Below are 16,004 nucleotides of genomic sequence, written 5' to 3'. Positions count from 1 at the left end.
CTTTTAATGATTTAGCAAAGAAGCTATAATCTTGTCTGAGAGTTGTTGGAAATATAACCAACTAAAACAGATTTCATGAGATATATACGAAAAATTTCGTTTGGAGGATTAATCCAAAATATAAATAGACATAATGGAGAGGATAGTTTGTATTTGAAATTTGTTGCTGTATTAGTATTAACAATGATAGTTATTGTATTTATTAGTAAACGTATTTTTTATCGGAAGTTTATTGGTATAAGTCGAAAATTCGAGAAATTTATGCTCTCACTTAAATATTCTAAAATAAAAATTCTATTCAAACTGGGTATACCACTAATTGTTATATTTTTTATTTATTTTGTAATGTTTTTGGGAATAAAATGCAATTTAGTTAAAGATTTTTCGAGTTCTGATACTCTTATTTTGTCAATAGCAATTTTCACAATGTATGGTATTTTTATTTCATCAATACAATTTATGATAAATTATTCAAAAACAAATCTAAAAGATACATATTGGGGAACAAGTATAATTAAATCAACATTAACAGGTAGCATTGAGTATAGAATATTTAATTCAATTGTGTTTAAGTTGCTTTTAGTATATATGTGTTTATATTCAGTTTTTAATTTCAAGGAATCATCATTTTTAAGTACTCAGGGCAAAAATATATGCGATCAATTTTTTAATGCGACAATTTTAATTATAATGGTTGAATTCATATTCTTTTTTGTAAAAAGCATATCAATTAGTAACTTGCTATTTTCTCAAGAAAGTAGATATTATAAAATTAAGAAAAATATTTTAAATGAATACGAATATATGTTTCATGAAGATCTTAAATCAAATGATAGATATTTTTTTGAGATATTATTTTCGAATTTGTCAAATGTTGAAAATAACCAACAAGAAGTTATGCTTAACTCAATAATAAAAAAAATATATTACTCGCCTTATTTTGCATTGGAAAAAAGATCTATCTTTTTTGTTATAGCTGAAAAAATATTGGGAATTATGATTAAACTCAAATTTTTAACAAAGATTAATATCTCTGAAACTGCTTATAGTAGTTCATATGAATTAAATATACCAGCTGAGTTACAAGAAAATTTGAAAAAAAAAGAAGAGGCGAAATTATATTCAAATTTGATTAATTTAAGTAGAATAAACTTGAACTTTTGGGACATATACGGAAAAAATGAAATTGAATTAACTTTTGATAATATGTTACAAGTATTTGAGTTACAACAAAATTTTATTTATAGTAAATGTGAACAAATAGATGATAAAATGAAATTTTCATTTATGTCAAAATATTATGCTAATTTAATAACACCTCTTGATATACCAAAAGCTATTTTGAATAATATTAATTCTGAAGAAGACATGGTTAAATTTAGCAAAATGTTGAGAAATCTTCACGCTATAAATAGATTATATAATTCATCAAGACATGATAATGAAAAAATCCCACAACATTTAAAAGATAAGATGATCTATAAATATTGCAAACTTATAATAAAAATTATAAAAAAGTTGAGTAAGTTATCGCCACAAGACAATACCACACTTACCAATATATTGAATAATTTTGGACTATATGAAAATATAAAAATATATAGTAACAAAGATGATATAGAAGAATGTATAAGGCACAATTTGTTTACCTATATTTGTTCTTTAGAAAATAATGAAATCAATAAAAAAAATATAAAAGAGTATTTTAAATTTTTGGGAATTAGTTATATTATGGCTTATGTATCCTATTGTATTTTATATACTGGTTATGGTGAAAGTTTTTGTGAATGGAAGAAAGAAATATTATTTTTCAGAAAATTCATCTCATCTAACTGTTTTGATAGAAAAAAAGCCTTTTCTCAAGATAATATTAATATGATTTCGAAAATAATTAAGGAAACTAATATTGGACATAGAATAACTCATTCTCTGATTGAACTGATTTTTACTAATATAGATGTGCCAATAAATGAATCCATAATTAAGAAATGTGATAAAACAGACTATTTAAATTATGGGACACTTATTTCATTTAAATATATATTTGGGAAATATGATCCTAATAGTGTATTTCAATCTTCTATTCAGTTACAGGAAAAATTTAAAATTCAACTAATTTTCCAGTTGTCAAATATAAGAAATATCATTGATGAATATTATTTTAAAAATATATTAGATTATCTTTTTTCCTACCCCCATAAAAAAATTGAATTAAACAAGCTACACTATGATTTAATAAATAATTTAAATTTTGAAACATTGATAATTTTGTCAGATTTTATTAAAATTGAGAGTGTGTTCTACTATATTGAAGAAAATAAATTCGTACATAATAAAGAAATATATGACTTTTTATTATTTAAATTAACTGAATACTTATCTAAAAATTTTTGGGATGTTTTTGATAATGAGTTATTAAAATATATTTCTGAAGGATACAATAGTAGACTATATTATTCTAATAAATCGACGGATGGGTATATTGACGATTTATGTGTAAGAATTGATTACTTGGGGTATAAAATACAAACAAACAGAAAAAATAATATGCTAAGTATTTTAGAAAAATTTATTGAAAATACTCTATCTTAAACTGATTAGGTTTTAGATTGATGAAAAAGTAATTGCCGTGTTAAGGTTAAATATTGTTTATTTTGAGGGCAAAAGATGAGTTAAATTGAGGAGTCACACATGTCTGCATTGATAATAAGGCTCTTCGCTATACTCCGTGGAAAATTTACGGTATTCGCTAAAATCGCAGTCTACTTTACCCATATCGAGTAGCGAGGAAGGCGAATTATTTCTATGTATTGATTTTTTTATTAAAAATTGTTATTCTACTCAAGGCTAGGTGGGCAATTTCTCGATGGAGGAGCAGCTAGCACGAGTGAAGTATTAATTCTTATTCGTTGTTTTTAAGTTGTTGTCTTATTTCAAAAATAATTTCATTTTAGAATATAGCGGAAGAGTTAATCTGAAAATTGGACGGATCGATAAATTGAAAATAGATCAATCCACTTTATTAAAGGGAAAATAAAATATGTTAAATGATTAGTACATTGATTAATAAACAACATTTATTCGAAAAATAGGCTGTCCCTAAACAACTTAGGACAGCCTATTTTTGTTGGCATCGAAAAACATTCACTCGTATAGGGGTGAAAGAAGCTTTGAATAGTATGTTTTTCTTTTTTTAGTTATGCTGAGCTCAATATATCCCTAATAAACCCAAAACCCAAGGAGGTGTTGCCCTATGAGAACTAATAGATTAATCGCTGAGAAATCCCCATATTTGCTCCAACATGCCTACAATCCCGTGAAATGGTCCCCTTGGAGTGATGAAGAATTTGAAACAGCGAGAAGAGAAAATAAGCCCATTTTCTTATCTATTGGGTATAGTTGACGTTGGTAATCCACACGTACCTGTCATTGATGAGATGTTCGAGAAAATCAATCAATTAATTATTGGGCGTCTACGATAGATAGCAGACATTATTGTTAATTTTAAAGTTTGGAATTAACATTTCCTTTTTAACACATTTCTTGTCTTATTTAGGTTGCTAAATCATGTGGTGTGCTTTATAACCGAGGCGGTAAAAGGCTCGACGGCATAGATGTGGTGCTGTAATCAGGCTATTGCCAAAAGATAAAGAACCTGATATATTGAAATTAACTCATACGTATGAGTTGTGGATGAGCTCATCCATCATGATATGAAAGCGTTAAATCACGTAAGCAGCAGGCGTTTGCAGATGTGTTCTGTGACCTGATTTCTTTTCCGTGGTTGCGTTTAAGGAGGCAATATGCTTAACAAACACGACAGTGTTCCGCTGTATGTTCAACTGCAGAACCTGATCCGAAATGATATCATCAGCAGGAAGTACAAGGAAGGAGAGACGATTCCTTCCGAGACGGAAATGATGAAGCTGTATGAGGTCACGCGGACCACGATCCGCAAAGCGATTGACGGCCTTGTGGACGAAGCGCTTCTGGTAAAGAGGCACGGTAAGGGCACGATGGTGTGCCTGCGGGAAATGAAGCATAACATCTGGAACTTTAGCGGCTTTACGGAATATGCGCGGAAGAAGAATGAGATTCCCGTTTCGCGTGTCCTGAAGAAGGAGATCGTTAACCTGGACGGGGTATCTTTTATGAATCTGGTGCGGCTTCGCGGAACCCGCAGGGAGACGACCATCAAGTGGTTGACCCTGGACACATCCTATGTTCCCTTGAACCTTTTTCCGGGCATTGAACAATATGACTTCTCCGAGCATTCCCTGTATCAGATCATGAATCAACGTTACAGTATTTATCCGCAGAACGCCTCGCTCGGTATTCATCCCATTAACAGCAGTAAGCGGACCAGACAACTGTTCGAATATGAGGGGGATTTCCCGCTGATCATGGCCAAAGGCAGTGTGCTGGATGAGAAGGGAACCGAGGTGGAAAAGGTAGAAGTCATTTATGGCCCGAACGTGGAGTTTAAAGTTGTGACGCAAATCTAACGCCGAGTGATCTCGGCTTCATTTAAAAGACAACTCATACGTACAACCGTATGTGTAATTATCATTTGGATTGAATTGAAAGACAACATAAGGAAAAAGAGTAACAAAGGGAAAGTTTGGAATCGTAGAACTGCCGCATTTAAATAGATAGGAGAGAGATAATCATGAAAAATAAAATTCTTGGCGCATTATACGGAATGGCCATTGGCGATGCCATGGGGATGCCTTCGGAGCTGTGGGGCAGAAACAAGGTGAAGGCGTACTTTGGAACAATTACGGATTTTCTTGACGGTCCGAAGGAAAATGATGTGGCGTGCAACTTTACCCGCGGCCAATTTACGGATGACACCTCGCAGGCGCTTCTGATCCTTGATGCACTGATTGAAAGCGATTTCGTCCCGGATACGATTGTGATTGGACGGCACCTGCTGGAATGGGCCGAAAGACTGAATGCTTTTGACAACAACATTCTTGGGCCAAGCTCCAAAGCCGCTCTGCTGGCGCTGAAGGAAGGCAAGGATGCTGCCGAATTCACTTCCAAGGCGGAAACGAACGGTGCCGCGATGCGTATCGCTCCTGTTGGCGGATTATTCCTCCCCGAAGAGCATCAGAAGCTGTCCAAATTTGTGTTCGACATCAGTAAAGTGACGCATTCCACGGACGTGGCTGTGGGGGGAGCTTCAATGGTTGCCGCAGCAGTCGGAGCTGCCATTGCCGACAAGTCCTGGGAGGATATTATGGCGGATGCCGTCTCGGCTTATCAGGAAGCGAAGAAATACGGCGCGGAGACTTACAGTGCCTCTCTTCCGGCCCGGCTGAAGCTCGCCTTGGAATACGCTGATCAATATGAAGGTCAAGACGAGAAATTTTTGCAGGTCATCTACGATGTCATCGGTAGCGGTGTCATCACCAGTGAATCCGTCCCGGCGGCGCTCGCCATTGCTTATTATGCCAAGGAACCGCAGCGGTGTAGCCTGTTGTGTGCGAATCTGGGCGGTGACACAGATACCATCGGAGCGATGGCGGCCGCTATCTGCGGCGCCAAAACGGGAGCGGAGGCCATTGATCCTGCATGGAGAGCATTGATTGACGAAGCCAACGGTGTGGATCTGTCCCACTATGCCAATCACATTCTTGCGTTCAGAGCACAGCATTAACTCACTGAAGCTTAATTTTAGGGGGAGTATGAAAATGTCCAATTCGAATTCTGAACTGTTTATCTCGCGTGCAGAAAGAACCGGAAGTCCCAAGGAACTGTTTTTTATCTGGTTTGCCGGTAATATCGGCATTCTGGGTGTCGTATACGGAGCACTTATTGTCAGCTATCATCTAAGCTTTATTCAGTCGGTGCTGGTGGCTGCAGCAGGCGCATTGTCTTTTGCGCTTGTGGGTTATCTAAGTTTGTCAGGCCTCAAGTCAGGGGGGACAACCTTTGTGTTGTCCAGAGCCGTCTTTGGTGTCAAGGGTAACTATATTCCCAACCTGCTCGGCTGGCTCAGTCTAATAGGCTGGCTAGCAGTGAACGTTATTACAGGAACACTGACCCTAATGTCTCTGTTTGGACTGTTTGGTATGGGGCAATCGGCGGTACTTACGGTTATTAGCCTGGCGTTGTTTGTACTGTTGATTCTGACTTCGAATCTGTTTGGGCAAAATGTTCTTGTCAAGGTACAAACTTTCTTCACCTATGTGTTTGGGGCATTGACCTTCCTGATCCTGGTGATTCTCATTCCCCAAACGGATTGGACGGCATTGTTTCGTATGAGCAACGGCGACTGGCTGAATGGATTTTTGCCGGCGCTCTCCATCATCATTGCGGGAACGGGCATCAGCTGGTCCATTGCCGCCGCTGACTACAGCGCTTACCAGAATCCGACCAATTCCGGCAAAAAGGTACTCTCCAGTGTGACGATTGGTGCCTTCATTCCGCTGTTCTTCATTATGGGCGTGGGGATTCTCCTCAGCACTTCGGTGCCGGATCTCGTCTCCGCTTCCAACCCGATTCAGGCCATTGGAAATGCGCTGCCCAAATGGATGACGGTGGTGTACTTCATTACAGCGCTCGGCGGCCTGATTCCGCAGTGCATCATCAGTCTGAAATCGGCTCGTGTAAACATGGAGACCTTGAATATCAAGGTCAGCGATAAAGTGGCGATCTCTATTCACGCTCTGATCATGATTCTGATTCCGGTCTATGTACTGTTTATTTCGGAGGATTTCCTCATGAATTTCCAGTTGTTCCTCGGTATCCTCGGCATCGGCCTGGCGGCCTGGGCGGCGACCTTTATGTTCGACTATGTGCTGCTGCGCAGCAAGACGGGCTATGACGCAGGATTGCTGGAGAATGCTACGGGCAAAGCTTTTAATTACAATGGTGTGACTAGCTGGATTATCGGTGTAATTGTGGGCTTCCTGTTCACCAACTCTTCGTTCTTCAGCGGCCCGTTCGCGACAGGAATCTTTAAGGATAACAGTCTCGGTGTGCTGCTCGCTTTCGCGGCGAGTGCGGTTGCAACGATTATATTGAGTCAGTTGAATGGCAAGTCCAAGCAAGGAGGGGTATCACATGAATGAATATTTACTTGAGCGTGCAAAATCAGACAAAAGCCGTAAAATTCTCGTTATAGGCGCGGCTGTGGTCGATGTCATCATCCAGCTTGACAAGCTGCCGAAAACGGCCGAGGATGTTATGGCAGAGCACAAAGAAACCGTTGTGGGCGGCTGCGCCTACAACGTATCTAACATTCTGAACCAGTTGCATGTCAACTACAACCTGTTTGCCCCGGTGGGAAAAGGAAGCTATGGCGATATCGTCAAAGCCCAGCTGCAAAAAGACGGCGTGCCCGTGCTGCTGGAGGACGCTTCCGGCGACAATGGCTGGAATCTGTCGATCGTGGAGCGTGACGGAGAGCGGACTTTCATTACCATTCCCGGGATTGAAATACGATGGGATGCCAGCTGGTTCGAAACATTGGATCTCGACAGCTATGACTATTTCTACGTCAGCGGTTACGAACTGGAAGGAACGTCGGGTCCCGTCATCCTGGACGCACTAAGCCGCCGGAAATCGGCTGGGAAGATTGTTTTTGATCCGGGTCCGCGTGGAGAATTTCTGGAGACGTCGATCTTGGAGAGAATCTTCAGCATGGGTACGATCGTACATGCCAACAAGTCCGAGATCAAGGGGATAATGAGGGAAAATGATGCAAAGGAAGCCGCCGCCAAGCTGGTTCGGCGGACGGGCGAGGCTGTTATTGTCACCTTGGGCGGCGAAGGCACCCTATACTGCTCACCGGATGAAGAGGGTATCGCAGAGACGGAGCCGGTGAAGGTCGTCGACACGATTGGTGCAGGTGATGCGCACACGGGCGCTTTTATCGCGGGACTATCCAGAGGGTATTCTCTGCAACAGGCCTGTGAGCTGGGGAATGTCATTGCCGGCATAGTGGTGCAGCAACAGGGCGGAAAGCTGCAATTATAAAATAGATTGCGGTGTTCAACTGCTGAGATAGAGGGCGGTAATTTAGAAGGGAATCTCGAGGCACTAATGGGCGCCGGGGTTCCCTTTGTTCTATTATATGTGCATCTTTCCGTTAATCGGAACCTCTATATGAAACTTATGAGTTCGAAAAATCTTTTTTCGGGTGGATCTTTTATTATGTGTCTACAAACGGGGTTACAGTTCAGTTGTAAATAAATTAGTTATTGAACTATCGAATTGGATACAGGAAAACAAACCTGTCTTCTTATCTATTGGGTATTATAAGTGTTGCTTTAAAGGGCTTGCCATCGGTGTCACTACATAATGTTGCCATCTGAAAATCTCAAAAAGCTTGAGCTCAAAAGGAATGAAAATATTTATGTATTCCTTAAACTTTCGAGATAGTTCTAAAACGTTAGATATTCTTACTGAACTATTTCCAGTTATGGTAGTTAATTCGGATTCATTAAGCAAACAAACGCCCATAATGTCAACTGGATGTAAAGTAACATGTAGGGTTAATAAGTAAATGCAGGAAATTAACCGTTCTATGTCGAACTATTGGACTATAACTTCTAGTGCAAAGGACGTGGACTTATTGGCGACTACTAAAATGGTCAATCAAAAAAATGATGACACGAAAACCAAACTAGGTGATATATATCATTACTATGTTGTTCTTTCCCATTGCCTCGAACTAGAAGAAAACGAAACAATTCTTGTTGAAAAATATGGAGATATTTCAGTTGTCTCTAATAATAATTCCAAGAACATTGAGGTTAAGCATCATGAAAATGAGCATACACTAAATGACCGTAATATCGATTTTTGGAAAACGTTACAGAACTGGGTGGCATATCACCAAAATATGAGAAATTTTAAGAAGCTAATTTTATATACCACCTCTACTATTGATGAACAGAATAAGCTATATGCATGGAATTCTCTTAAAGCTCATGAGAGACTATGTATATTGTTGTATATTGGTCTTGAAAATAAAAAAGCAGAAAAAGGATTTCGTCCAGTCTTTGATAAAATTTTCAAACAGGACGTAGAGATTATTCTGTGTATCTTAGAAAAAACGGAACTTTATACAAATCAGACAAATGTAGTAGATATCGAGAAAAAAATCTTGAAAAATGGCTTTTTTAAAAGCATTAAGAGAAATGACAGGAAGCATTTTATTAATAGTCTAATGGGTTATATACTGACCCTCCCGGTTAATAAACCTCATAAATGGGAAATTACATGCGAGGACTTTGAATCGCTTGCATGTGAGATGAGGAATAGATATACAAATACATCAGGTGGTTTACAATTACCACCCAATACACCCGATGGTCCACAAGATACAGAAACGTTTAAGGATAGGAAATTTGTACAGGAAATCAAGGACATTAAATATGATGGAAAGATTCCGACTGCCATCGCCAATTATTGGAGGGCGCAAGAGGCAATATTTTATTCATGCATGAATAATCCTACATTTAACCTAGACTTAGGCGAATTTCAGAGAGACATTAAAGATTCATTAATTGAGTTCAAGTCATCGTTCCAAGATGAATGTGATGAGATGGATTTGGATGACATTATCTATAAGTCAAAAAGGTTATATGATAAAGCTATGGAGATGCCAGCAACTGATTACCACTCTGTTAAACCTAATAGACCATACTTTCAAAGAGGAATTATTCACAAAGTGGTCGAGGAGAGGGGCTTTTCATGGAACGTCACAAGGTAAAAGTAGATGAGGAATATGAATATGTCGACCATATTCAGAACATTACTCTAAATCCATTTTTCATGAGTAGAATCATTCATAGTTTTATTGCGGGGTATGATAAACCAGCTGTTCCCTTTAATCTCATATATATCGTTTTACCAATAATATATTATCGACCATCTCGTAAATTATTAATATCAGCACAGAGTAGAAGTTCCTTACGAAGTTTATTTGTCGATGATGTGGAAAGAACAGCTGCATTAGGTGGACTTCAAGATAGGGTTTTGTATTTTCAAGAATTGACTAATCAATCTTTCATAATTGCTGTGAATGAAAGAAGAATCTCATTAAGTGCGGAAGGTATCCAAATTACACATAACATCGATTATAAAGATATTCTAAATAAAAATGTAAAGGACTTTATTAGAGCTGCGCACTATCTGGGTTTACTATGCTCAAGAATGGAAATTTCGAATGTATATCGATTGTTGGGGGTAACGCTTTTATGAATTTATACATTAAATCAATATTGGCATTCAATATAGAAGGCGAAAAACGGCATGTTGATTTGACTGATGGATTGAACGTAATAACTGGTGAATCTAAAAGTGGTAAAAGCGCATTACTTGAAATCATTGATTACTGTCTTGGTAGCTCAAAATCAACGATTCCAAAAGGTGAAGTGACAAAGTTTGGTTACATATTTGCGCTTATTCTAAAATTCCCAACGTACCATTTGGTTGTAGCACGAAAACGATTTGATGATGATGGTAGAAAACAAATGCACTTGTATCGAACTTCCGTGGATATCGTACCGAAAGAGTTATCAATGGAAATATTTACAGAAGAAAATGTGATGAGTTTAGACCAAGCAAAAATTGAATTAGGGAAAGAATTTGGTATTGCAGTTACAAAATCAACTGAAACCGTAGATGCTTTTAAGAATGAACCAAGACCATCTGTCAGAAATATGACTTCGTATATGTTTCAACACCAAAACTTAGTTGCGAGTAAATTTACTTTATTCTATCGTTTTGAAGATTCCCAAAAACGTGAGCAGACGATTAAGCAGTTCCCAGTCTTTGCAGGATGGGTGGACCAACAATACTATAATTATAGATTAGAATTAGATGAACTTTTAAAACAACAGAAAAGAACTGAAAAATTACAACAGTCATTTAGTAAGTCGACTGATAAAATTAAAAGGGATTTGCTGGATACGTTCAAACGTTATTATATGTTAGTTGGCAGGACGCTAGATGATAATATATCACTACATAAACTGCTAAGTTTAAGAAAGAACCTTCCCGACTTTACTAGGGAGAGCTATTTATCAGAAGAGATGGAACACAGATATAAGAACTTAAAAAAACAGCGTGAAGAGCTGAAACAAAATAGATACGATATTGAAATGAGTATTAGTAATTTAGAACTTAGTCATGGCTATGGACAGAATTACTCATCTAACTTAAAGTCTCTGAAAGCAATACTAAACCATTCCCTAAATCATAATGCAAGTTATGATTGTCCAGTATGTGGACAAGGCGTTGAGGTTCTATCAGAGAAAATTATTACCTTGAATGATTCTAAGAAATGGCTTAAAGATGAATTATCCAGTGTAAAAGGTCAAGGAAATGAGTTTCATTTGCAAATTCATAATCTAAGCATGGAGAAAGAAAAACTAAGCAGTGAAATTAGAAGGCTTGGTAGTGAAATAAGTAAAATAGAATCGATAACTGAACGATGGAAGAAAACAAAGAAGCTGGATGAAGAAGTGATTTATGCAAGAGCAGAAATAGAAATTGAATGTAAGAAAATCGAGGAACAGCTCGTAAATTTGCGTGAAAATGTTAATGCCGATGAAATAAGAATAAATGAACTTAACAAGCTGATTGATGGTTATAATCTACATTCTTTTTATTCCCAAGCAGAAACATTTTTTAAAACAAACATAAGCAGAGTTATTGAAAAACTTGATTTTGAAGAAGAGTTTAGACCAGCTGATATGAATTTTCTTTTGAAATCGTTTGATTTATTTCACCATGATAAAGAAAGTAAGTCGAGGGTATACCTCAGTGAAATGGGAAGTGGAGCGAACTGGCTTGCGTGCCATGTGAGTTTGTTTCTTGGTTTTTTACATTTTTTTGCGATACAAGACAAGTCAGCAATCCCACCAATACTGTTCTTAGACCAACCAAGCCAGGTTTATTTCCCTGAGAAGATAATTATAGACGTAGAGGAAAAATCGAATGATTTCCAAAAGGTCGAACAAATTTATAAAACAATCTTGGAAGAAATCGAAATGATAGAAGAGAAGACCCAGTTTAGACCACAGGTCATAGTAACTGACCATGTTGGTGAGCTAGATATTGAAGGGTATGAGTTTAGAAAATTTTTGCGTAAGAATTGGCGAGGGAATAATAATAAATTTATTTAAAGTCTCACATAATCTCACATGGTGCAATTGCTTATCGGACAAGCAATTTAGGCTAGAAAGGTATGATAAATTGCTACAAGCTTCTGAGAAGTTAGGAGATATCCATCAAATACACAATTGGCTAAACTTATGCGCTCAAAGTTACCATCTATCGAAAATGAGAAATAGGATTACAGTTGATTTATCGCAGCTCAATTATGTGTCACCATTGGGTTGCACGACATTACTATCAACCTTACGTTTCCTAGACAAATATTTCTATTTGGATACGATAGTTCCTCACGTTCCTAGAATTGAGGAAACGAATGTTGTTAGCTATATGGAGCGAATGAACTTTTTTCAATTATGTCCTGATGATGTGCGTTCAACATTTGAAAATGAATTGAACATGGGATTCTTATATGGTAGGAAGCGTAATAACAAAGAAGATTCTTTAAACGAAATCACCTTGTGCAGTTCTGACACTGATGTTGAGAAATTCGATAGCTCTCTAAAGCGGATTTTGAGAAATAAAGGAATAGCTCAAAATCAAGTTTCACGTATTAGTCGTATCGTGACTGAATTAGGGCTAAATTCGGTTGAGCATGGCAAGGATGGAGACGAGATTTCCTGTTATTATTGTGTACAATCATATAGCAAAGGAAAAATGGGTATTGCTATCTGTGATAGTGGAATAGGCATTGTAGAGAGTTTAGAACCTCATATAGATTCAGAAGATGATGATGATGTAGTAAGGCAAGCTATCTTTACAACAGCATCTTCACGTGGTCATCAAGGCAGAGGCAAAGGCTTACCTGATGTAAGGAATGTTGCTTTAATGTTGAACAATGCAAAGTTCTATTTGAGAACTCATAAAAAGGCATATCAGGTTTTTAGTGATAAAGTGGAGCCCATTCATAGTGGGAATTATTTTAATGGTACGTACTACTATATCGTAGTAAACGCTTGACTTGACTTCACTAAAATTGTTATAATAGAATTATAAAGATTTCAATTATGAATTTGAAGTCGAACGGAATGGTGGATAATTATGGTGTATTTAAATTTACTAAGTGAAGGGCAGGAGACAGTAAATCTACTTTACAGACCTAAGTTAATTCCGATTAGGGAAAGATTGATGGACCAGATGAATAGCGCTCCTGCTGGAACCGTTTTTTATTATGATATGAATCAAGTTGAGGGGATAAACGGTTCTGGGGCAGATGAGATTATTGTAAAACCTATACAAGAATTCATTAAGCATTACAAAACAGATGACAAGTATTTGGTATTAATGAATCTAAACAAAGAACACGACCATATCTATAACATTGACTTAACTCTTAAAGAAGAGAACGTAACTGTGGTTGGCAAGCAAGAAAATGATATAGCCATTATTGGAAGTATCGGTGATTCACTTAGAGAAATTCTTGAAATCGCACATGAGGTTGGGGAAGTGACCGCACGTGATATTGCTGATCGTTTGGACAAAAAGCTTAATCTAACAAGTACGCAACTTAATAAATTAAATGAAATGCGACTATTGCAAAGGTATGAAGTACTGCTTGAAGAAGGCGGTAGACAATACATTTACCGCAGCCTATTTTATTAATGGAGGGAAACCTCCTTTTTAAAATAATGGATTTCAAAATTACAATTGAACTCTCTGTAAAAGAGAGTTATAATCAAAACGGATTTCAAAATTAAATTTGAAATCGAAGGAGGTGAAATGATGAACAAAATAAAAAAATCGTAGGTTCTGTCGAGAACCCACGATTTCACAGCAACGAATCCATCATGCCTGCCTATGAAATTAGTGGTGATTTCATGATACTACGATGGACAAGTCTCGACAATCCATCTTGTTATGAAAGGAATGATAAATATGATGATATGCCGTAAGTTTATTATTCGAAAAGACGGTACACGTGTTTATGCAAGCCAATTAGGTCTCGAAGTGATTTGCTTCGAAGTTTTTGATGAAGAACATCAAGCTTATCTTGATAAAAAGAAAAAGATAAGTCGACAGAGAAATAGAGGTTAGAAAAAAAGATTGATTCCGTGGCAGGGGAGTCCTTTTCCTATAATCCTTTAATAAAAGGTAGGTGAAAAACATGGCTAACAATACAGGCAGCGGTTTCCGTAAAGGTGCTGTAACAAATCGCACTCAGTTCCTAGCACCAAACGGAAATTTCGTTAAAAGAAATGCTACAACTGGACGGTTCTTGGACCAAAAAACATCTGGTGGTTCATTCAAAGGTGTTCGTAAGGAAAACTAGTTTAAAAGGGTGGGTTATATGAGACCCACTCTTCATTTTAAAAATTAGGAGGGGCTTCATGGTTGATTGGTTTACGAACTATCTTGAACATAACTGGATAGACATGATAAAAGATATACTGATTGGTTTAATCTCTGGTTTGATTTTGGCTCAAAAGAGTCGGAACGATGGGATTAACAATCAAACAACTGTCAGAGAAAGTGTGCAGTACATAACACAAACAGTTGTTGTTCACTACCCTGATGGAAATAGAAGAAGTCCTGGAAACAATCGAAAATCATCATCGGAGGATGATAATTCTATCTTTGGTGTCATTGCAGTTGTTGCAGTTGTTTTATCTTATCTATATGTAAAGTATCATTCCGAATTAATGAACTTTATGACAAGTTTGATTGTTATTGGAGTAGTCGGTACTTTGACCGTTGCTGTTAAATTATACAGGAACAATAGCTATGACAATCTGAATCGCTTATGGACATTACAACTAATTGGGGTTTTGATTTTCGACTGTATTCAACTTGTTGTTATGTCTAAACAAAATACCTCTTTGATATCGACACTGAGTTTATCAGATTTCATTAGTACAGCGGGTGTTGAGGGAGTGGCTAGGTTTGGCATAATAGGTGTTGGATATATTCTAAGCCTGTTGCCTAACGTTCTTCTTTTCATTCTGTTAATACACATGCTATCAGTCAACTTGAATCGTGCGTTTAATGACAGAGTTACAGCATTCTTCATACGTCACACTGTGAAATTTACGACAAAGCCATATCATATGTTGATAATAGTGGTTTTGTTATGTGGCTTCTCGTTATTCTACTCAACAGGATACGTTTATGACTTAATTCATGGTCAACAAGAGAATGTAATTAAGCAGTTAGAGCGAGTTCTAAAAGTTAATATTAAGTAAAGGTAACTTCCACTAGGAGAGGGGAAGTTCCAGACACGCTAGTCGTTCCCTTGCTCAAATATATTGCTCCCGGACTACGCATTTGTGGTGTAGCCTGCCGTTATCCATTCATGGAGCAGTTGATCAAGGCAAAGTCGTTGGCAGATAACGGGACACCTCAACTGAATCAGAAGACATTTCTACATTATTACACCTCACCACGTCAACAGCAGCATTTGGGAAAGCTGCGCATTGCGTTTCAGGTTCATAAAGAGATTATGGAGGAAGAACTTGCGAAGGAAGGTTGGGAGTGAACGTCTCCAACGGGTGGACTTAATCTGTGGGTTAGGTTACCAGGAAATATTTCAGCAGAAGCACTCTATAGAAAAAGCATAGTTGCTAATCGATGAGTCCAAATAAGATGGGACGGACCCCGGTTTTTAGCACAGATCTAAAGTTTGCACTGAGACCGATCGCCGTTAATGCCATCACAATCATGAACTTGGATGCATGTCCCGTGAAGGCTAAGAATCCATCCCCGAATAGTCCGATCGTGTTTAATAGAGAGGCTATTAAGAATCACACGATAAACCACGGGAGAACATTAAGCGCATTATAGGTTTCTGCTCTGCCTTTCCATCTGTTGCTGTTACTTTTCTTTCTGGCAAAGAACATAGCAAGACAGAAAGTAACTGGAATAATTAACGTCAT

At 37.4% G+C, this 16,004-nt stretch carries 14 protein-coding genes and 1 pseudogene; 14 read left to right on the top strand and 1 reads right to left on the bottom strand.

Annotation, left to right across the window (positions count from 1 at the left end; all coding sequences use genetic code 11):
• Nucleotides 1-153 precede the first annotated feature (153 nt).
• The 14 genes and pseudogenes from AC2TF5_RS16190 to AC2TF5_RS16125 all read left to right on the top strand — a co-directional run bounded on the left by AC2TF5_RS16190 (nucleotide 154) and on the right by AC2TF5_RS16125 (nucleotide 15,607).
• A complete protein-coding gene (locus tag AC2TF5_RS16190) occupies nucleotides 154-2,592 on the top strand; it encodes a hypothetical protein (protein ID WP_491298122.1) in 2,439 nt (812 codons plus the stop codon).
• A 661-nt stretch (nucleotides 2,593-3,253) separates the two neighbouring features.
• Nucleotides 3,254-3,400 (top strand): annotated as a pseudogene (locus tag AC2TF5_RS16185) (DUF255 domain-containing protein); the annotation flags it as partial.
• 403 nt (nucleotides 3,401-3,803) lie between these two features.
• Entirely contained in the window at nucleotides 3,804-4,505 is a 702-nt protein-coding gene (locus AC2TF5_RS16180) for a GntR family transcriptional regulator (RefSeq protein WP_491298121.1), read from the top strand.
• 164 nt (nucleotides 4,506-4,669) lie between these two features.
• A complete protein-coding gene (locus tag AC2TF5_RS16175; RefSeq protein ID WP_491298120.1) occupies nucleotides 4,670-5,662 on the top strand; it encodes an ADP-ribosylglycohydrolase family protein in 993 nt (330 codons plus the stop codon).
• A 34-nt stretch (nucleotides 5,663-5,696) separates the two neighbouring features.
• Entirely contained in the window at nucleotides 5,697-7,079 is a 1,383-nt protein-coding gene (locus AC2TF5_RS16170; protein WP_491298119.1) for a purine-cytosine permease family protein, read from the top strand.
• Nucleotides 7,042-7,986 carry a PfkB family carbohydrate kinase gene (locus tag AC2TF5_RS16165; RefSeq protein ID WP_491298117.1) on the top strand — a complete coding sequence of 315 codons (945 nt, stop codon included), beginning with the start codon at nucleotides 7,042-7,044 and terminating at the stop codon, nucleotides 7,984-7,986. The genes AC2TF5_RS16170 and AC2TF5_RS16165 overlap by 38 nt, the downstream gene beginning before the upstream one ends.
• Nucleotides 7,987-8,515: 529 nt before the next feature.
• A complete protein-coding gene (locus tag AC2TF5_RS16160) occupies nucleotides 8,516-9,727 on the top strand; it encodes a hypothetical protein (protein ID WP_491298115.1) in 1,212 nt (403 codons plus the stop codon).
• Complete coding sequence (locus tag AC2TF5_RS16155) at nucleotides 9,709-10,218, top strand: three component ABC system middle component (RefSeq protein ID WP_491298114.1); 510 nt, start codon at nucleotides 9,709-9,711, stop codon at nucleotides 10,216-10,218. Before AC2TF5_RS16160 ends, AC2TF5_RS16155 begins: the two co-directional genes overlap by 19 nt.
• Entirely contained in the window at nucleotides 10,215-12,146 is a 1,932-nt protein-coding gene (locus AC2TF5_RS16150; RefSeq protein WP_491298112.1) for a DUF3732 domain-containing protein, read from the top strand. The genes AC2TF5_RS16155 and AC2TF5_RS16150 overlap by 4 nt, the downstream gene beginning before the upstream one ends.
• 319 nt (nucleotides 12,147-12,465) lie before the next feature.
• Nucleotides 12,466-13,095, top strand: a complete 630-nt coding sequence (locus AC2TF5_RS16145) for an ATP-binding protein (RefSeq protein ID WP_491298111.1) — start codon at nucleotides 12,466-12,468, stop codon at nucleotides 13,093-13,095.
• Between the two features lie 81 nt (nucleotides 13,096-13,176).
• Entirely contained in the window at nucleotides 13,177-13,737 is a 561-nt protein-coding gene (locus tag AC2TF5_RS16140; protein ID WP_491298110.1) for a hypothetical protein, read from the top strand.
• A gap of 502 nt (nucleotides 13,738-14,239) precedes the next feature.
• Nucleotides 14,240-14,404 (top strand): hypothetical protein, encoded by a 165-nt coding sequence (locus AC2TF5_RS16135; protein ID WP_491298109.1) that lies wholly within the window; start codon nucleotides 14,240-14,242, stop codon nucleotides 14,402-14,404.
• A gap of 58 nt (nucleotides 14,405-14,462) precedes the next feature.
• Nucleotides 14,463-15,314: a hypothetical protein gene (locus AC2TF5_RS16130; RefSeq protein WP_491298108.1), complete on the top strand. Its 852-nt coding sequence runs from the start codon at nucleotides 14,463-14,465 to the stop codon at nucleotides 15,312-15,314.
• A 110-nt stretch (nucleotides 15,315-15,424) separates the two neighbouring features.
• A complete protein-coding gene (locus tag AC2TF5_RS16125; protein ID WP_491298107.1) occupies nucleotides 15,425-15,607 on the top strand; it encodes a hypothetical protein in 183 nt (60 codons plus the stop codon).
• 85 nt (nucleotides 15,608-15,692) lie between these two features.
• On the opposite strand, the gene AC2TF5_RS16120 is transcribed toward AC2TF5_RS16125, so the two are convergent.
• Complete coding sequence (locus AC2TF5_RS16120; protein ID WP_491302911.1) at nucleotides 15,693-15,845, bottom strand: putative sulfate exporter family transporter; 153 nt, start codon at nucleotides 15,843-15,845, stop codon at nucleotides 15,693-15,695.
• Between the last annotated feature and the right edge of the window lie 159 nt (nucleotides 15,846-16,004).

The organism is Paenibacillus sp. JNUCC 34 (genome assembly GCF_058269055.1).
Note: the sequence above shows the minus strand (reverse complement) of the source record. Positions and strands in the feature narration are given on the sequence as shown.